Annotated in this window: 16 protein-coding genes; 10 read left to right on the top strand and 6 right to left on the bottom strand. The window is 59.7% G+C overall.

Translation table 11 applies throughout. The features are described 5' to 3' along the window. Nucleotide 1 precedes the first annotated feature (1 nt). Both FHT84_RS03540 and FHT84_RS03535 read right to left on the bottom strand, forming a co-directional pair. A complete protein-coding gene (locus FHT84_RS03540; protein WP_112345096.1) occupies nucleotides 2-1,546 on the bottom strand; it encodes a sugar ABC transporter ATP-binding protein in 1,545 nt (514 codons plus the stop codon). After that, the gene (locus FHT84_RS03535; RefSeq protein WP_112345095.1) at nucleotides 1,543-2,199 is read right to left on the bottom strand and encodes a DUF2291 domain-containing protein; all 657 of its coding nucleotides are present in this window, start codon (nucleotides 2,197-2,199) and stop codon (nucleotides 1,543-1,545) included. The genes FHT84_RS03540 and FHT84_RS03535 overlap by 4 nt, the downstream gene beginning before the upstream one ends. 865 nt (nucleotides 2,200-3,064) lie before the next feature. On the opposite strand from FHT84_RS03535, the gene FHT84_RS03530 reads away from it, so the two are divergent. The 7 genes from FHT84_RS03530 (at nucleotide 3,065) to FHT84_RS03500 (ending at nucleotide 10,387) form a co-directional block, all read left to right on the top strand. Continuing rightward, nucleotides 3,065-4,615, top strand: a complete 1,551-nt coding sequence (locus tag FHT84_RS03530; protein WP_112345094.1) for an FGGY-family carbohydrate kinase — start codon at nucleotides 3,065-3,067, stop codon at nucleotides 4,613-4,615. Between the two features lie 104 nt (nucleotides 4,616-4,719). Further along, a complete protein-coding gene (locus FHT84_RS03525) occupies nucleotides 4,720-6,231 on the top strand; it encodes a glycerol-3-phosphate dehydrogenase (RefSeq protein ID WP_112345093.1) in 1,512 nt (503 codons plus the stop codon). Between the two features lie 27 nt (nucleotides 6,232-6,258). Further along, nucleotides 6,259-7,191, top strand: a complete 933-nt coding sequence (locus FHT84_RS03520) for a TIM barrel protein (RefSeq protein WP_112345092.1) — start codon at nucleotides 6,259-6,261, stop codon at nucleotides 7,189-7,191. Between the two features lie 126 nt (nucleotides 7,192-7,317). Beyond that, nucleotides 7,318-8,256 carry a sugar-binding transcriptional regulator gene (locus FHT84_RS03515; RefSeq protein WP_112345091.1) on the top strand — a complete coding sequence of 313 codons (939 nt, stop codon included), beginning with the start codon at nucleotides 7,318-7,320 and terminating at the stop codon, nucleotides 8,254-8,256. A 120-nt stretch (nucleotides 8,257-8,376) separates the two neighbouring features. Next, nucleotides 8,377-9,153: a DeoR/GlpR family DNA-binding transcription regulator gene (locus FHT84_RS03510; protein ID WP_112345090.1), complete on the top strand. Its 777-nt coding sequence runs from the start codon at nucleotides 8,377-8,379 to the stop codon at nucleotides 9,151-9,153. Further along, entirely contained in the window at nucleotides 9,150-9,920 is a 771-nt protein-coding gene (locus FHT84_RS03505; RefSeq protein WP_112345089.1) for a triose-phosphate isomerase, read from the top strand. The genes FHT84_RS03510 and FHT84_RS03505 overlap by 4 nt, the downstream gene beginning before the upstream one ends. Nucleotides 9,921-9,931: 11 nt before the next feature. Then, entirely contained in the window at nucleotides 9,932-10,387 is a 456-nt protein-coding gene (locus tag FHT84_RS03500) for an RpiB/LacA/LacB family sugar-phosphate isomerase (protein WP_069615612.1), read from the top strand. 92 nt (nucleotides 10,388-10,479) lie between these two features. On the opposite strand, the gene FHT84_RS03495 is transcribed toward FHT84_RS03500, so the two are convergent. After that, complete coding sequence (locus FHT84_RS03495; protein ID WP_113250283.1) at nucleotides 10,480-10,962, bottom strand: MarR family winged helix-turn-helix transcriptional regulator; 483 nt, start codon at nucleotides 10,960-10,962, stop codon at nucleotides 10,480-10,482. A gap of 55 nt (nucleotides 10,963-11,017) precedes the next feature. Between FHT84_RS03495 and FHT84_RS03490 the strand changes: the two genes are divergently transcribed. Then, a complete protein-coding gene (locus FHT84_RS03490) occupies nucleotides 11,018-12,532 on the top strand; it encodes an FAD-dependent oxidoreductase (protein ID WP_113250282.1) in 1,515 nt (504 codons plus the stop codon). A gap of 21 nt (nucleotides 12,533-12,553) precedes the next feature. On the opposite strand, the gene FHT84_RS03485 is transcribed toward FHT84_RS03490, so the two are convergent. Beyond that, nucleotides 12,554-13,411 (bottom strand): glycerophosphodiester phosphodiesterase family protein, encoded by an 858-nt coding sequence (locus FHT84_RS03485; RefSeq protein WP_113250281.1) that lies wholly within the window; start codon nucleotides 13,409-13,411, stop codon nucleotides 12,554-12,556. A 235-nt stretch (nucleotides 13,412-13,646) separates the two neighbouring features. Here FHT84_RS03485 and FHT84_RS03480 point away from each other — a divergent pair, with 235 nt between their 5' ends. Beyond that, nucleotides 13,647-14,774 carry an ROK family transcriptional regulator gene (locus tag FHT84_RS03480; RefSeq protein ID WP_113250280.1) on the top strand — a complete coding sequence of 376 codons (1,128 nt, stop codon included), beginning with the start codon at nucleotides 13,647-13,649 and terminating at the stop codon, nucleotides 14,772-14,774. Nucleotides 14,775-14,838: 64 nt separating this feature from the next. Here the strand turns inward: FHT84_RS03480 and FHT84_RS03475 are convergent, their stop codons facing one another. After that, nucleotides 14,839-15,216 carry a hypothetical protein gene (locus tag FHT84_RS03475; RefSeq protein WP_113250279.1) on the bottom strand — a complete coding sequence of 126 codons (378 nt, stop codon included), beginning with the start codon at nucleotides 15,214-15,216 and terminating at the stop codon, nucleotides 14,839-14,841. Nucleotides 15,217-15,438: 222 nt separating this feature from the next. Between FHT84_RS03475 and FHT84_RS03470 the strand changes: the two genes are divergently transcribed. Then, the gene (locus FHT84_RS03470; RefSeq protein ID WP_113250278.1) at nucleotides 15,439-16,056 is read left to right on the top strand and encodes a hypothetical protein; all 618 of its coding nucleotides are present in this window, start codon (nucleotides 15,439-15,441) and stop codon (nucleotides 16,054-16,056) included. A 49-nt stretch (nucleotides 16,057-16,105) separates the two neighbouring features. Here FHT84_RS03470 and FHT84_RS03465 read toward each other — a convergent pair whose 3' ends face one another. Then, on the bottom strand, nucleotides 16,106-17,074 hold the full coding sequence (locus FHT84_RS03465) for a DUF1402 family protein (protein ID WP_183761270.1): 969 nt from the start codon (nucleotides 17,072-17,074) through the stop codon (nucleotides 16,106-16,108). Nucleotides 17,075-17,143 lie beyond the last annotated feature (69 nt).

Raw genomic sequence — 17,143 nt, 5'->3', positions numbered from 1 at the left:
GCTAGTGCGCGACCACTGCTTCGCCGGAGGCGGCCATGATCTTCTCTTTGGTGACGTCGGGTCCGAATTCGGCGGAAATCTTGCCGCGGTGCATCACGATGATGCGGTGGGCGATGCTGAGGCATTCGGCGACTTCCGACGTCGAATAGATCACTGCGAGACCTTCCTTGGCGCGCTCGGCAAGCAGCTTGAAGACTTCGGCCTTCGCGCCGATGTCGATGCCGCGGCTCGGCTCGTCGAGCAGGATCACTCTCGGCTTGGTCGCCAGCATCTTGCCGATGACGACCTTCTGCTGGTTGCCGCCGGACAGAGAACCGATTGCGGCCTCGCCGCCATCGGTCTTGATGTGCACCTTGCGGATGGAGTCGTTCACCAGCGACCGCTCGCGGCCGCCCGAGGTGAAAAGACCCTTGGTGAAAGTGCCGATGCTGGCAAGCGACAGGTTCGAGCCGACGGTCATCGTCTGCACGAGGCCGTCGCGCTGCCGGTCTTCCGGCACCAGCACCAGGCCTTGCGCGATGCGGCCGGCGATGCTGAGACCGCCGACGTCGGTATTGCCGAGCAGCACACGACCGCCGCTCGATCGCAGGCGTCCCGCCACGCATTCCAGCAGTTCGGTGCGCCCGGCGCCCATCAGCCCGTAGATGCAGACGATCTCGCCTGCGCGGACTGCAAGCGACATGCGGTCGACGGCGTTGTAGGCAGCACCCGAAGGGCCTGGCACGGTGAGATTGTCGATCGTCAGCGCCACATCGCCTATTTTGTGGCCGGTCGGCGGGCTGCCGAGGTCGAAGTTGTCGCCGACCATGTTGCGCACGATCCATTCGAGATCGATGTCCTTGCGCTCGGCATAGGCCGTCATATTACCGTCGCGCAGCACGACGGCATGGTGTGTGATCTGCAGCGCCTCTTCCAGGTGATGCGAGATATAGACGATCGAGACGCCACGGTTCGTCAGGTCGCGAATGACCTTGAAGAGGACTTCGACTTCGCTGGCGCTCAATGCCGAGGTGGGCTCGTCCATGATCAGGATGCGGGAATTGACCGATAGCGCCCGCGCGATCTCGACGATCTGCTGCTGGCCGAGGCGAAGATCCTCGACCGGTGTCATCGGATCGATGTTTTCTTCCAGCTCCTCCATGAGCGCCCGGGTCTGGCGCTCTTCCTCGGCAAAATCGACCACGCCGTTCTTCATGATCTCACGACCCATGAAGATGTTGTCGCGGACACTGAGATTGGGTGCCAGGCTCAATTCCTGGTGGATGATGGAAATGCCGCAGGCGCGCGCATGCGTCGATGACGCAAAGCTGATCGGGTGGCCATCGAGGATGATATCTCCCGAGGTCGGCTGGATGACGCCGGACAGGATCTTCATCAGCGTCGATTTGCCGGCGCCGTTCTCGCCGAAGAGCGTGGTCACTTCGCCGCGGCGAATGTCGAAATTGACGCCCTTCAGCGCATGGACGCTGCCATAGGATTTCGCGACGTTGCGGGCGGCGAGAACGACTTCGCCGGTGGTTGCGCCATTGTGCTGGACCTGGCTCATTTCACGTCGACCTTTACCGGGGTGACGAGCCAGTTCTTCGGATTGATGAGCTTGAAAACGCCGATGACAGTTGCCGTCTTACCCGTGAGCTTTTCGGGGTCCAGGCTGCCGAGGGTCGCCTTCTTCATCTCGTTGTTGATGGCGGAACCGGCGTCCTGATATTCGATCTGGTTGGTGAATTGCCCGAATTCGATCTTGCCCGTGGCATCGCGAAGATCGGTGCCATTGATCGCGGGGCCTGTTTGTACCCGGATGGTGACACCGTCAGGCAGGCCGTCGACCTTGAACTCGTTGAGATTGGCCTTGCGCTCGCCAAAGGTGCCGGTCAGAGAAACGGGAAGAACGGGTCCGGTGGTGGTGGCAACGCCGTATTTTGTGCCGGCCGCCTTCTTGTCGGCCAGAACTGCATTGGCGAGCGTCACGGCATCGACGGCGCGCTTCTCGACATCCGCCTGCACCTTCGGGAATTCGGCAGCGCCATAAGTCTCTGGCTGGAAACCTTGTTCGCGTACGTCATGTTCGGAGCCGATCTTGACGACTTTGGTATCGGCCGCGATGGCGCCGAGCACGATTGCCACGGCGGCGACACCAGCCGCGATTTTGAACTTGGAGCCCGCCTGTTTGGCGGTTGCGTATTGAATCTGCGTATTCATGTTCAAACGACCTTCGGCATATCAGCCGGATTGCCTGATGGAGAGGGGAAAAAGGCGCCGTGATCCGGTTAGCGGAAGCCGCGCCTCGGATTCGGGGCTTGTAGGTGCTCCGTTCGGCTTGCGCTGTCGGAATGGAAATTCAACATCAGGAGCCTCCTCAGCATGCGGGCAGCTGTCTCCTCCAGTTACCCAATTCAGCTTCACAAGCATCGCATGTATGCGACAATTGTGATATAAGTATGTTAATAACTTCGTTTTGTATGTTATAAATTCCCAGACCTGTCAACTGTGGTTTGGCATGTTGTATCTGTCATGCGCCTTCCTGCACTCCAATGTTTTCTTTCTCAGATGAACCGCAACTTCCGCTTGGCGTGCGCTATTCAAGGCTTTTATCGCGGGATTTCTCAGATCGAATTCCTGTAAAGAAATTTTGCTAACTATGTGATTATAAAAATCATAATGGAACCTCATCCGTGATGATTCGGTAAAAGCCCTGTCGTCGCCTGTCGATTGCCGGCGTGCGAATTTCCTCCCATTCGCGGTTCTTGCTGTAGGCGCTTGTGGAATTGACAGCGCTCATTTTATATGAAAAAAATTACAAGACCAGAAAAATTTTACTGATGCAGTGATATCTTTGTGTTATAAGATATGCGTTGTCCGATGGATCGCCATTGCGTCGGATGCGGGTGCTCGGAGTGTCGAGTGTGCAGAATGGCCGTTCACGCTGCTCCCGTGGGCTTGGACGTGGCGGCGATGCGCGCGAGTTGGCAGAGCTGTGCTCGTGATCGTGTGGGAGGAATGAAGATGTTCGTGATGTACGCCAAAGTCCCTATCGTGGGGCGCATGATGGTGGAGCCGGCGCGCAATGCCTAAGGGTGACGGGATCATCATCGGCATCGATGCAGGTACCTCCGTTCTGAAGGCGGTTGCCTTCGAATTGTCCGGCAAGCAGATCGCTTCCGCGTCGGTGCGAAATCGCTATGCGACGGGGGAAGACGGTTCGGTCACGCAGTCGCTCGACCAAACATGGTCGGATTGCGTCAGTGCGTTGCGCGGCCTTGGCGAGAAGGTCGAGCATCTTGCCGCCCGAACGGCCGCGATCGCGGTCACAGGCCAGGGTGACGGAACATGGCTTGTGGGTTCCTGCAATGCTCCGGTCGGCGATGCCTGGCTATGGCTCGATGCGCGGGCCGCATCGACGGTGACGCGGCTGAGCGCCATGGCTGGCAACCGCGCGCGTTTCGAGGCGACCGGCACGGGTCTCAATACCTGCCAGCAAGGTGCGCAGCTCGCCCATATGGACCGTTTCATGCCCGAGCTGCTCGATCGGGCTGAAACCGCCTTGCACTGCAAGGACTGGCTCTATCTGAACCTCACCGGCGTACGGGCGACCGATCCGTCTGAGGCGAGTTTCACCTTTGGTAATTTCCGCAATCGCCAGTATGATCCTGTTGTCATCGATGCGCTCGGGCTCGCCCGCCGGCGTTTTCTTCTGCCCGATATTCTCGATGGAACAGAGATTAGTCATCCCCTGACGGAGGTGGCGGCCAAGGCTGCCGGGCTGCTTGCCGGAACGCCGGTCTGCCTCGGCTATGTCGATATGGTCATGACCGCGCTCGGCGCCGGCATTCGCACCGGCGGCCTGAATGCGGCCTGCTCGACGATCGGATCGACGGGCGTGCATATGCGCGCCAAGGCCGTGCGCGATGTTCAGCTCAACGACGAGGGTACCGGCTACGTGATCGCCCTGCCGATTCCCGGTATCGTCACGCAGGTCCAGACCAATATGGGTGCGACCATCAATATCGACTGGATCCTGGAGATCGCAGCCGATCTGATGTCCGCGGGCGGCAACAAGGTCTCCTATTCGGATCTCATTCCACGCATCGATGCCTGGTTTGCCGAGGCACGTCCGACGAACCTTCTCTATCACCCCTATATTTCCGAGGCGGGCGAGCGCGGTCCCTTCGTCAATGCGCATGCGCGCGCCGGCTTCACCGGGCTTTCGACGCGGCATGGCTTTGCCGACATGCTGAGGGCCGTGGTCGAAGGGCTCGGTATGGCAACGCGAGACTGTTACACCGCTATGGGCGACATGCCCTCAGAACTGCGCATCACCGGAGGAGCCGCGCGTTCGCATGCGCTGCGCGGTTCGCTCTCTGCCGCCGTCAAGGCGCCGGTGCGTATTTCGGACCGGGAAGAGGCGGGTGCGGCCGGTGTCGCGATGATGGCCGCCGTCGCCATCGGCGCCTATCAGGACATGGATAGCTGCATTGCCGATTGGGTGACGCCGTTGCTCGGGGCGGCAGAGGCGCCGGATCCGGAAAACGTTGAGCGCTACGACCGTTTGTTCGATGCCTACAAGGACGTGCGGCAGGCGATTGCGCCTGCCTGGGACAAGCTGGCCGAGCGCTAGCCTCGTTGCCGGCCGGCGAGAGCGTCGCCCAGGAAGATTGATTTGATGATGCCCGGAACATTCGAACAAGGGCATTCGAACGAGGGTATCCGAAGGAGCATGACATGATGGAACCGGAAATCTTTGATCTTTTCGTGATCGGTGGAGGCATCAATGGTGCCGGCATCGCCCGCGACGCGGCCGGCCGGGGTCTTTCGGTTGTCATGTGCGAGAAGGGCGATCTGGCAGAGGGCACCTCTTCGCGCTCCGGCAAGCTGGTGCATGGCGGCCTGCGCTACCTTGAATATTACGAATTCCGTCTGGTGCGCGAAGCGTTGATCGAACGCGAAGTGCTGTTGAGCTCGGCAAGCCATATCATCTGGCCGATGCGCTTCGTGCTGCCGCACAGCCCGACGGATCGTCCGGCCTGGCTCGTTCGCCTCGGCCTGTTCCTCTACGATCATCTCGGTGGCCGCAAGAAGCTGCCGGGCACGCGGTCGCTCGATCTTCATCGCGATCCGGAAGGCGCTCCGATCCTCGACCAATATTCGAAGGGTTTCGAATATTCCGACTGTTGGGTCGATGATGCCCGGCTCGTCGTTCTCAACGCTCTCGATGCCTCCGCCAAGGGCGCACAGATCCTGACGCGCACAGCTTGCGTCAGCGCGCGACGCGATCAGGGCAACTGGGTCGTCCAGACGCGCGACCAGCGTTCCGGCGAAGTGCGGACCGTTCGCGCCCGTGTGCTGGTGAATGCCGCCGGCCCCTGGGTCAATGACGTTATCGGCCGTGTCGTCGGCTCAAACAGCCAGCGCAGCGTCCGGCTCGTCAAGGGCAGCCACATCATCGTCCCGAAATTCTGGGCTGGCCAGCAGGCCTATCTCGTCCAGAACCACGACAAGCGCGTCATCTTCATCAACCCCTATGAAGGTGACAAGGCGCTGATCGGCACGACGGATATTCCCTATGACGGCAAGCCGGAAGAAGTAACGGCCGACGAGAAGGAAATCGATTACCTGATCACGGCGGTCAATCGCTACTTCAAGGAGAAGCTGCGCAGGTCTGACGTGCTTGAAAGCTTCTCCGGCGTCCGCCCGCTGTTCGATGATGGCAAAGGCAACCCTTCGGCCGTGACGCGCGATTACGTCTTCGATCTCGACGAGACCGGCGGTGCGCCGCTCTTGAGCGTCTTCGGCGGCAAGATCACGACGTTCCGCAAGCTCTCGGAACACGCAATGCAGCGGCTTGCAAAATTCTTTCCGAAGATGGGCGGCGACTGGACGCGGGGCGCCACGCTTCCGGGCGGCGAAATCCCGAATGCCGATTACGTCGCCTTCGCCGATACGCTGCGGGCGGCCTATCCCTGGATGCCACGTGCGCTCGTCAATCACTACGGCCATCTCTATGGCGCCCGCAGCAGGCAGATCGTCGGCAGTGCCACGTCGCTGGCGGACCTCGGCAGGCATTTTGGCGGCAATCTCTATGAGGCCGAAGTCCGCTATCTCGTCGCTTCCGAATGGGCCCAGGCGCCCGACGACGTCCTGATGCGACGCACCAAGGAAGGTCTGCGCATGACGGCTGAGGAAAAGGCGGCTTTCGCCGCCTGGTTCGATGCCGAACTGGCGCTGGCCGCCTGAACCACCAGATCTTGCCGGAGAATACGCATGCCCTTGACGCTTTCACTCAACACCAACCCGCTTGTCAATCGCTTTGCCGAGCCGGCCGACCTGATCGAGACGGTTGCGCGTGACCTGCGCATCCGCGATCTGCAGCTGACGCACGAATTCATCAATCCGAGCTGGCAGGCGCCGGTCATTCGCCGCCTGACGCGCGATATGCAGGCGGCACTGAAGCGCACCGGCGTTCGCGTCACGTCGGGCATGACCGGCCCCTACGGCCGTCTCAATCATTTCGGCCATCCGGACAAGGATGTTCGCCGCTATTATATCGACTGGTTCAAGACCTTTGCCGATATCACTGCCGATCTCGGCGGTCATTCCGTCGGTACGCAGTTCGCGATCTTCACCTACAAGGATTATGACGATCCGGTCCGCCGCCAGGAATTGATCGAGATCGCGATCGATTGTTGGGGCGAGGTGGCCGAACACGCACGGGCTGCCGGCCTCTCCTACATCTTCTGGGAGCCGATGAGCATCGGCCGCGAATTCGGCGAGACGATCAATGCCTGCCTTTCCCTGCAGGACAGACTAACGAAGGCGCCGTTCGCCATTCCGATGTGGATGATGGCCGATATCGATCATGGCGATGTCACCTCGTCCAATCCCGACGATTATGATCCCTATGCCTGGGCGCGTGTCGTGCCGAAGGTGTCTCCGATCATTCACATCAAGCAGAGCCTGATGGATAAGGGCGGCCATCGCCCCTTCACTGCGGAATTCAATGCCAAGGGCCGCATCCAGCCGGAACCGCTGTTGAAGGCATTTGCCGAAGGTGGTGCCAAGGACAACGAAATCTGCCTGGAACTGTCGTTCAAGGAGCGTGAGCCCAACGATCGCCAGGTCATCTCGCAGATTGCCGAAAGCATCGCCTTTTGGGCGCCTCATATCGACACCGGTGCCGGCGACTTGCATATCTAGCTGCCGGAATGGCCGAGTCTCGATTCCACCTGAGCTTATCCTTGCGAGAGGACTGTGGATTCGGGGGCATGGTCAGATAAAAAGCAGGCGAGGGGCCATGCGTGACGAAATGAAAGGGAACGGTTGATGACGGATGCGGATGCTTCGCTCGCCGTGCGGGCGGCCTGGTTGCACTATGCCGGCGGGCTGACGCAGTCCGAGGTGGCAAAACGTCTCGGCGTTCCCTCGGTGAAAGCGCATCGCCTGATCGCGCGCGCGGTCGCCGAGGGCGTCGTCAAGGTGACGATCGACGGCGATATCGTCGAATGCGTCGAGCTTGAAACGCAGCTTTCGGCACGTTTCGGCCTGCAATATTGCGAGGTCGCGCCCGACCTCGGTGAAGAAGGCTTCGAGTTTCGCGCGCTCGGCCAGGCAGGAGCCGGCTTTCTGCGGCGCGAAATCGAGAGCGGCAACAACAAGGTCATCGGCCTCGGTCACGGGCGGACACTCTCTTCCGCGGTTCATCACCTGTCGCGCGTCAGTGGCAAGGATCTGCGTTTCGTCTCGCTGCTCGGTGGTCTGACCCGAAACTATGCGGCCAATCCCTATGACGTGATGCATCGCATCGCCGAAAAGACCGGCATGCAGTCGCATGTGATGCCGGTGCCTTTCTTCGCCAATACGCGCGAAGACCGTGACGTGCTGCTCGCCCAGCGCGGCGTCAAGGAAGTCTTCGATCTCGCAAACGGCGCCGATCTCAAGCTCGTCGGTCTCGGTACGGTCGATACAGACGCACAACTGGTCTTATCCGGCATGGTCGAGCCGAAGGAGATCAGGGAGATCACCGCGGCCGGCGGCGTCGGCGAAATTCTGGGTCATTTCTTCGATGTCGATGGCAAAATCCTCGAGACAACGCTGACGGCGCGCACGTTGTCCGCCTCCTTGCCGCGGACGAAGGGCGAGCGGCTGGTCGCATTGTCCGGTGGATTGCCCAAGGTCGAAGCCATTCGCGCCGTCCTCAAGAGCCGCTGTCTCTATGGGCTGATTACCGATGAGAAAACGGCGAAGGCGCTGCTGAAAGCCTGAGCCATTGCGATCTGCACGGAAACATAAAATCATCTCAACGTAACAAATAAAATGTTGAATTGTGAGATTTGGATGTTATATTTTCTCTAGTTCCTTTCGGACTGGTGGCCGGAGTGTAAAGTGAAACGGGAAGAGCGTCAGCAATCGATCATCAATCTGCTCATCGAGCACAAGACCGTCGATCTCGACGATCTGGCCGACCGCTTTACCGTGTCGAAGATGACGATCCATCGCGATCTCGATGATCTCGAGCAGGCCGGTGTGTTGCGCAAGGTTCGCGGCGGGGCGACCATCGATGCCGGGACACAGTTCGAAAGTGATTTTCGCTTCCGCGAGCGTCAAGGCCATGACGAAAAGCTGGCGATGGCGCGCGCAGCACTCGATCTTGTCGAGCCCGGCATGACCGTCATGATCAATGACGGCTCGATGGCGGCCGTTCTTGGCGAGATGCTGCTGCAGAAACGGCCGCTGACGCTGATCACCAACAACGCCGCGATCATAGACCGCATGAAGAACGAAAGCGGCATTACCCTGATCGCGCTCGGCGGCGTCTATTCCGCCAAGTTCAATGCCTTTCTCGGCGTCGTCACCGAGGAAGCACTGTCGCGCCTGCGGGCCGATATCGCCTTCCTGTCGACGCCGGCCGTTTCCGGCAGGCTCGCCTATCATATGGACGATAACGTCGTGCGCACGAAGCGGGCGATGATTGCGTCGGCGACCAGGAGCTGTCTGCTCGTCAGCCATCAGCGCATCGGGCACACGGCCCTGCATGTGATGGCCGACCTTACCGATTTCGACGCCGTGATTACCGATCACGCGCCGGACGACGCCATTCTCGCGCAATTCCGCCGGGACGGTATCACCCTCACCATTGCCTCGAACCAGGATATGACATGACAGACAAGCCTCGCTATTGGATCGGCACGAGCTGGAAGATGAACAAGACGCTGGCCGAGGCGCGTGCTTTCGCCGAGGCCCTGCGCGCTGCCGATACCTTGCGCGATGCCCGCATCCAGCGTTTCATCATTCCGCCGTTCACTGCGGTGCGTGAGGTCAAGTCGATCCTTTTGGGCAGCTCCGTCAAGGTCGGCGCCCAGAACATGCATTGGGCCGACCAGGGTGCATGGACGGGTGAGATTTCGCCGCTGATGTTGAACGATTGCAATCTCGACATCGTCGAACTCGGCCACTCCGAGCGTCGCGAGCATTTCGGCGAGACCAATGAGACCGTCGGATTGAAGACCGAGGCGGCCGTCCGTCATGGGTTGATCCCGCTCATCTGCATCGGCGAGACGCTGCAAGATCGCGAAAGCGGTCGTGCAACCGAGATCCTGAGCGAGCAGGTTATCGGCGCGCTATCGAAGCTCTCCGACGCCCAGAAGCAGGCTGAAATCCTGCTGGCCTATGAGCCGGTCTGGGCGATCGGCGAAAAGGGGATTCCGGCCGAACCCTCCTATGCCGATGCACGCCAGGCCGAGATCGTCGCGGTCGCGCAGGATATGCTCGGCCGCAAAATTCCGTGCCTCTACGGCGGATCGGTCAATCCGCAAAACTGCGAAGAACTCATATCCTGCCCGAACGTAGACGGGCTCTTCATCGGCCGCTCAGCCTGGAACGTCGAAGGCTATCTCGACATCCTCGCCAAGTGCGCCGCCAAACTCTGAGGAGACATCTCATGAAGCTTGCTATTGCTGGAGACAGCGCCGGCGAGGGCCTCGCCAAGGTTCTTGCCGACCATCTGAAGGATCGTTTCGAGGTGAGCGAAGTGTCGCGCACTGATGAAGGTCCCGATGCATTTTATGCCAATCTCGCTGACCGCGTGGCTTCCGGCGTCATCGACGGCACCTATGACAAGGCGATCCTTGTCTGCGGCACCGGCATCGGCGTCTGCATCTCGGCCAACAAGGTGCCGGGCATCCGTGCGGCGCTGACCCACGACACCTATTCGGCAGAACGTGCAGCTCTTTCAAATAACGCCCAGATCATCACCATGGGCGCTCGCGTCATCGGCACCGAACTTGCCAAGGCCATCGCCGACGCTTTCCTGGCGCAGACCTTCGACGAAAACGGCCGCTCGGCCGGCAACGTCAAGGCCATCAACGAGGTCGATGCGAAGTACAACGCCCGTTAAGCCAGTCCCAAGACGCAGACAAGCCCGGCGATCCTTCCGATCGGCCGGGCTTGTCCGTATCTAGGCGATCCTCGCACGTCTGTTATCGAAGGCTATCTGGGCGCGCCCGGTGCGTCGTCTTTGATGTCATCAGCGAATTTGCGCATGAGCCGCACCAGGTCTTCGATATCCCGTTCGTCCCAATTGGCGAAAATCGCCAGACCAATTCTCTCACGCGCCGCGTCGACACGATCAGTCATTGCCTTTCCTTGGCCGGTAATGACGGCCTCGCGAATGCGGCGGTCTTGTGTGCTTTCCTGGCGGTCGACCAGCCCGAGGCTCTCCAGCTTGGCAACCTGTCGGCTGACGGTGGTGTAGTCGCGTCCCACGCGGTCGGCCAGTTCGACAACTCCGATGGGGCCGAGCCTCTCCACCAGAACAAGCAGCGGGAATAGGGCACGGTCGAGCGATATCCCCGCCTCGCGAACCATCGCTTCGTCACGCTGAGGCCGGTTCATGACGCCGACGATTTCGATCAGCGCACTATGAAGCTCACGCAGTTGAGCGCTAATACGTGTATTTTGCACCTTTTTCATTGACGCCCGCTCATGTCTCTCTTAATATGTGCATATTACACATATTGAGGGCGAAATGACAGAGGAATTTGCAGCCGATGTGCTGATTTGCGGTGCGGGCGCAGCCGGTCTGGCGCTGGCGATCGACCTGGCGCGAAGAGGCATTTCCTTCCGCCTGATCGAGAAGATGGGTGGCCCGTTCCACGGCTCGCGCGGCAAGGGCATTCAGCCGCGAACGCAGGAAATATTCGAAGATCTCGGTATCCTCGACAGGCTCGTCGCGATCGGCGGATCGTATCCGCCCGAACGGCGACATCGCGATGACGGCAGCTATGTCGACTCCGACGCGATGACGCATGAGCCCCCGACGGCCTCCGAGCCTTACCATCTTCCGCTGATGGTGCCTCAGTTTCTGACCGAAGGCCTGATGCGCGAACGCCTGGAGGAACTGGGTCATCGACCCGAATTCGGCCGGGAACTGGTCGGCTTCGGACAGGACGCGGATGGTGTGACGGCGCATGTTGCGGGCACGGCCGGCGACGAGATCTTGCGCGTGCGCTGGCTCGTTGGCGCCGATGGTGGCCGCAGCTTCGTGCGCCATGTGCTTGGCATCGATTTCCCGGGCAAGACCCTGGGTGTGCGTGCCATCGTGGCTGATGTCGTGCTGACAGGTCTCACTCGCGACGCCTGGCATCGTTTCAATGAAGGAAACATGGCGCGGCAGATAGCATTTTGTCCGCTCGCCGGGACTGGGATGTTTCAGATTCAAGGCCCGATCCCTCTCGAAGGCGATATCGATCTTTCCGTCGAAGGGCTGGCAGCCATGGTGGCGGAGCGCACCAATCGCAATGATATTCATATCCAATCCGTGTCCTGGGCATCGGCATACAGCATGAATGCACGGTTGGCCGATCGCTACCGCGTTGGTCGCGTGTTCCTCGCCGGCGATGCCGCTCACATTCATCCGCCGACTGGTGGTCAAGGCCTCAACACCAGCATTCAGGATGCCTATAATCTGGGCTGGAAGCTGGCCGCGGTCGCCGACGGTGCGCCCGAGACACTGCTCGACACCTATGAAGAGGAACGCAGGCCGGTCGCCGCAGCAATGCTCGGCCTGGCGACAAAACTTCTCGATGCCTTAAAGCGTGGCGACATGCGTCGTGGCCGCGAGGTCCATCAACTCGATATCGGTTATCCCGAATCCTCGCTTGCGCTGGAGCAGCCAAGCCGGATTGGCGGTCTCCTTGCCGGCGACCGTGCGCCGGATGCACCGATCCGTGGTGCAGCCGGCCAAAGCATTCGGCTGTTCGATTTGTTGAAAGGGGCGCACTGGACGTTGCTCGGCTATGAGGTAGAGCGAGGGGCCGTGCCTCCGCGTCGGGGCATGCATATTCACATATTCGGTTCGAAGGGTGATATGTTCGATGACGAAGGTCACTTCCGTGACGCCTATGCCCCTGCCGCCGGCGATTGGATACTGGTACGTCCGGATGGCTACATTGGTGCCATTGTCGCGAGCGGCGATATGGAGACCTTGGAGACCTATCTCGCGCAGGTAGGGCTCGGCTTGGTCGGCGCCGGTTGCGACTAGCGTTATTTTATCTGCTCAGGCTTAACGGCCCGCCAGCCAGCGTTTGAATTCGACATTCGTGTCGGTCTGGATCGCGCCGACGCCGGCGGCGATAAGCGTTCCCCAGACGCCTTCGGGGTCTTCAAGCGCGCGGCTATCATTGAAGTCGAGATTGTAGGAGACGTCGAGCGTATTGACCCACAGTCTGATGTTCTGGCGTTCCAGCTCGTCGCGGCCCGCGATGAGATCTGCGATGTCGGTAAACTTCACCTCGATCACCGGCGCACGCAGTGCTTCGATTGCCCGCAGGTCCTCGATGAACTTCCCGGGACGGACCGGAAACATCGGCATATGCGGAATAGAGCCGAACCAATCGGCATTGAGAACCGGGAAGTTGTCGCTCTGCGGCTCGACATCCGATTTGATGATGACGTGATCCTCGGCGCCGAGGCGTCGAACGGTGTCAATGACCAGCGGCAATTCATGCGGAAACTTCGTGTCGATATTGACGAAGACGCGCCCGCGCGCCTCTTCAAGTGCTTCCTCGAGCGTCGGCACACGCTCATCCGTCACGTGAGCGGTTTGCCCACCCGCGCCGGCGCGCAGCCGCGCGTCACGGACCGTCTCGAACGTGCTTGCGTCAACGACACCTTTGGCCGACGTGGTGCGGTCCAGCGTCTTGTCGTGAATGACGACAAGATGGCCGTCGGCTGTTGTCTGCGTATCGATTTCGACGAATTCAACACCAAGTTCGGCAGCAGCGCGGATTGATGCCAGCGAATTTTCCGGCGCCGCCGACCAAAGACCGCGATGCGCGATCGTCAGAATGTCGGAATTGGCCCGGGACAGGAGATCATAAATATCCGAAAGACGGGGCGAGGGCGAGGCGGCAGTATGCATGGGGAGTGGCTTTCGTGATCGTTCTGACGGTATGTGCCGCGTGATGTCCGTCATGGAATGCAGACGCCGTTGGCTGCGCGCCGACGCGATGCTCATTGGCACCGGTCGCCTCCATGGCTATTAATACACATAAAGTGTAATATTTATGACGGCTGCCTCGAATATGTTGGACGGGCCGGATTGCGGGCATGGATATAAGAGGGAAGGCGAGTTCAAAGGGGTTGGAATCGCAGTCATGACAGTGCTTGAGAAATCCCCACTGGCAAGCGGAAACGAACGCCTCATCCTCGATATCGTTCGCCGGCATGAGCCGATCCCGCGCGCGACCATAACGGCCCACACCAATCTGACACAACAGTCGGTACACCGCCTGGTCGAAACCTTGATGGCGCGGGGTCTGCTCCGCGCCGGTGCGCCTCTCAAGGGCACGCGCGGGCAACCGAGCCCGACGATCGAATTGGCAAGGCAGGCTGCTTACTCGATCGGCATTTCCGTCAATACCGACGCCGTAATACTGTCGGTTGCCGATTTCGGCTGCGATATTGTCGGTCAGGAGACGCTTCAGGGAGTGCCTGGTGACCGCAAGGCGACGCTGACTGCGCTTGCCCGAAAACTGAACTCGATCCTGACGCGATGCGAAATACCGCGCGAAAGCCTTATCGGCCTCGGCTTCGCCATGTCCGGCTTCTTCGTCGGCGATGATCGTCATTTCAATGCGCCGGAACCTTTGCGGGACTGGTCGCTGATCGATCTGCAGCCGGAGCTCGAGGATGTGTTCCGACTTCCGGTTTGGCTGGAAAACAATGCGACGACCGGCGCTATCGGCGAAAGCCTGCGTGGCGTCGGGCGCTGGTGCCCGACCTTCGCATATCTGTCTTTCAACTACGGATTTGGCGGCGGTCTTGTTCTTGAGGGCAGGCCTTATTTCGGTTTCCACGGCAATGCAGGCGAGTTCAGCGTCATCTACAACCCGGATGAGGCGCCGCGACGGCCAGCTCTGCAATATCTTATCCGCAGATTGCGCGAGAACGGTATCGAGATAGGCTCGGTTGAGGAACTGAAGCAAGCCTTCGATCCTTCCTGGCCGGGCGTGGAGAGCTGGCTTTCCGAAACCATGCCGATGCTCGATCGCCTGATTGCCACGCTGACCGCAGTAATCGATCCGCAGTCGATCGTCTTCGGCGGCCAGCTGCCGCCGGCCCTCGGACGGATGATGATCGAGCGCGTGAACCTGCCCTCGCAACGCCCGCACCGTTATGGCGTTGCGCCGCATGGGCCGCGGCTGGTTCTCAGCGAAACGCAGGGCGATGCCAGCGCGATCGGTACGGCGCTGCTGCCGTTGAAGTTCCGGTATTTCCTGTAGGCTTGGCGAAGAAGGCTGGTTTATCTTTCGGCGTATTCATGCGGGATTACTGGAGTGATGCCGCTTACATATTCGGTATTCGCCATCTTTCCGGTAAGTCGGCAAAATAACCCCACGAGGCCCAAGGGAGATCATTTCTGTTGCTGGGTCGCGTCGCCAACCTCCATTCGGGGGGATCGGGAAACCCATGCCACATCAGCCGCATCAAAAGCATGTCTTCACCGTCGCAGGTCGCATAAAATTCAACATCTGATCCGCGAAGGTCTCCTATTTCGGTGCCGAATACCGACTGGCCGGCATCGAGTATCGAAGCCCAGCTAATTGCCTTGGCTGCCCTGTCCTCAAATCCGGCGAATTGTAAATCCGCCAGCTTGTCGGAAGCATCCCATGGATCAGCCTCCCAGATGTTGGACGCCGAGTTCATGCGATCCGTTTGCTTCATAAACTGTCCACCCGAACTAGCCCCGGCATTGAAAGCGACAGTTTACGGAGCTTTGGCGAGTTCTGCCAGAAGGCCTCTCTTCTTATCGTTGGCCGGCGGGGGCGGTAAACGTGCGTATTTGGCAAACAGTTCAAATTTGATTTCAGTTCCGCATCATCAATGTTTCAGGGCTCTGTCAGACGGCATTGCTAATTCACGGCCGTATTTCGCTGGACAACCGCATTGGCGCGCAAGACTGCAATCATCGTTGGGAATGCTGAGCTCGAGCGCGATCTCTCAGGGGTCGTGGACGACGCGCAATTCGTGATGCGCTTCAACGAGCCGAACCTTGCCGGGGGCATGAGCGGCGAGCGCACCGATATGATCATGATGGCCGCGTCGAGCAAGATCCTGTATCGGCGGCTGCTCGATCCCGGCTTCCTGGACAATGCGGCACTGAAGGCAGCCAAGGTGCTGATGCTGGCTTATCATCCGAACATCATTCGCAAATATCATCCGCGCCCCAACATATTTCAGCGCCTGCGGGGCCAGAAGGCCGATTGGACGATGCAGGCGATCGAACGGATGGGCAATGTCGGCAAGGAAATCCGCATCATGCCGCCACAGACCTATGTTGACAGCTGTAACGAGCTCGGCATTGCCAGGCCTCGGATGCGCGAAGTCTTTCCCAGCACGGGTTTCCTCGGCATCGGTTATGCGCTGGCGAAGTTTCCGCTGTCCGATTGGGACGTCAAACTGTGCGGCTTCAGCTGGGAAGGATGGAAGCGGCACGATTGGCAGAGCGAGAGGCTCTGGGTCGAAAACAAGATCGCCAACGGCCGCGTCACCCTGCTCGCGTGAGCTATCCGATGCGATCAGATTCGAGAACTTTGCGAGACCTCTCCCGCGATTACCGCTCTCCCAGCAAGCCGCGCAGTTCCGGCAGCCGGTCGTTTACCAGCCAGCCATAATAATTCTCTTCCGGCAGCTTCTTGCCGCCTGAAGCATCCGCTGCCTGCCGCAAGGCAAGTGCGCGGCGTCGCGGCTGCCCGACATTATAGAGCGTTGCCGTCAAACCGGGATTGCCGGTGATGTCGAAACCTTGGGCGCGATAGGCATCGATCGCGTCCCTGACGATCGCGGCGATATAGATCACGCTGCGATCGGGGTCCATGATATCTCGGTAGATTGCCTGAGGGTCGTCGACAGACAGTTTCGGCAAACCGCTGGTGGCATGCACCAGATCGGTGACCTCGAGCGCGGTCAGCGGGCTGATCTGGCCGAGACCGAAGGTCTGGCCCGCGAAGAACGGCTGGAAGAAGGCGCGCTGGAAGGTCATGTTCTCATAGGTGACGCCGTCGATGATCTTGCCGCGAAAATTCTCGTCCCAGGTTTCGTCACGGCATTCCCAGAGTTCGGCGCTACCCGTGAAGGCATCGCAATGGGCGAATTCCGGCTTCTTCAGGAAAGTCTGGACGGTCACGTCCTTGTAGGCGAACTTGAAGTCGGATTGCGAATAGGCAAGCGCCTTGATGTAATAGGATTTCACCCTGTTCACGATGGTGATGTTGTAGGTATGTTCGCCGACAAGCGCGCCGACAATATGGATAGGATCGATCTGATAGGCTGCCGCGGCCTTCTTGATCGAAGCCATCAGGTTCTCGTCCTCACGCAGCACGCCGACGATCTTCTGGTATTTTTCCTCATAGGTCGTGTTGAACGCCTTGGCCCGCAGCACCGAGGTGTTGGGTATGGGGGGCTGAACATTGTCGCGATTGCCCGGAGGAACGCGCACGAGCTCATACGCGAAGCAGGCATTCGTCAGGGCGAGGACAAAAAGGAAACCGAGTGCCGGGAGTGTCGACAGGCGTGTTCGCATTCGCAAGATGACTTTCAAAATGTTCCCCGGCACGGGGACAATCTTCATACGCGATCGAGATGCGAAGAC

The sequence above is a fragment of the Rhizobium sp. BK289 genome (assembly GCF_014193575.1).
GTDB lineage: Bacteria > Pseudomonadota > Alphaproteobacteria > Rhizobiales > Rhizobiaceae > Rhizobium > Rhizobium tropici_C.
This window is presented reverse-complemented; position numbering and strand designations above follow the sequence as displayed.

Coding starts and splice junctions, on each gene's coding strand:
- FHT84_RS03515 (WP_112345091.1), top strand. CDS start 7,318: ATGACGGATGCGGATGCTTCGCTCGCCGTGCGGGCGGCCTGGTTGCAC.
- FHT84_RS03505 (WP_112345089.1), top strand. CDS start 9,150: ATGACAGACAAGCCTCGCTATTGGATCGGCACGAGCTGGAAGATGAAC.
- FHT84_RS03500 (WP_069615612.1), top strand. CDS start 9,932: ATGAAGCTTGCTATTGCTGGAGACAGCGCCGGCGAGGGCCTCGCCAAG.
- FHT84_RS03495 (WP_113250283.1), bottom strand. CDS start 10,962: ATGAAAAAGGTGCAAAATACACGTATTAGCGCTCAACTGCGTGAGCTT.
- FHT84_RS03520 (WP_112345092.1), top strand. CDS start 6,259: ATGCCCTTGACGCTTTCACTCAACACCAACCCGCTTGTCAATCGCTTT.
- FHT84_RS03525 (WP_112345093.1), top strand. CDS start 4,720: ATGATGGAACCGGAAATCTTTGATCTTTTCGTGATCGGTGGAGGCATC.
- FHT84_RS03465 (WP_183761270.1), bottom strand. CDS start 17,074: ATGCGAACACGCCTGTCGACACTCCCGGCACTCGGTTTCCTTTTTGTC.
- FHT84_RS03480 (WP_113250280.1), top strand. CDS start 13,647: ATGACAGTGCTTGAGAAATCCCCACTGGCAAGCGGAAACGAACGCCTC.
- FHT84_RS03535 (WP_112345095.1), bottom strand. CDS start 2,199: ATGAATACGCAGATTCAATACGCAACCGCCAAACAGGCGGGCTCCAAG.
- FHT84_RS03485 (WP_113250281.1), bottom strand. CDS start 13,411: ATGCATACTGCCGCCTCGCCCTCGCCCCGTCTTTCGGATATTTATGAT.
- FHT84_RS03475 (WP_113250279.1), bottom strand. CDS start 15,216: ATGAAGCAAACGGATCGCATGAACTCGGCGTCCAACATCTGGGAGGCT.
- FHT84_RS03540 (WP_112345096.1), bottom strand. CDS start 1,546: ATGAGCCAGGTCCAGCACAATGGCGCAACCACCGGCGAAGTCGTTCTC.
- FHT84_RS03530 (WP_112345094.1), top strand. CDS start 3,065: ATGCCTAAGGGTGACGGGATCATCATCGGCATCGATGCAGGTACCTCC.
- FHT84_RS03490 (WP_113250282.1), top strand. CDS start 11,018: ATGACAGAGGAATTTGCAGCCGATGTGCTGATTTGCGGTGCGGGCGCA.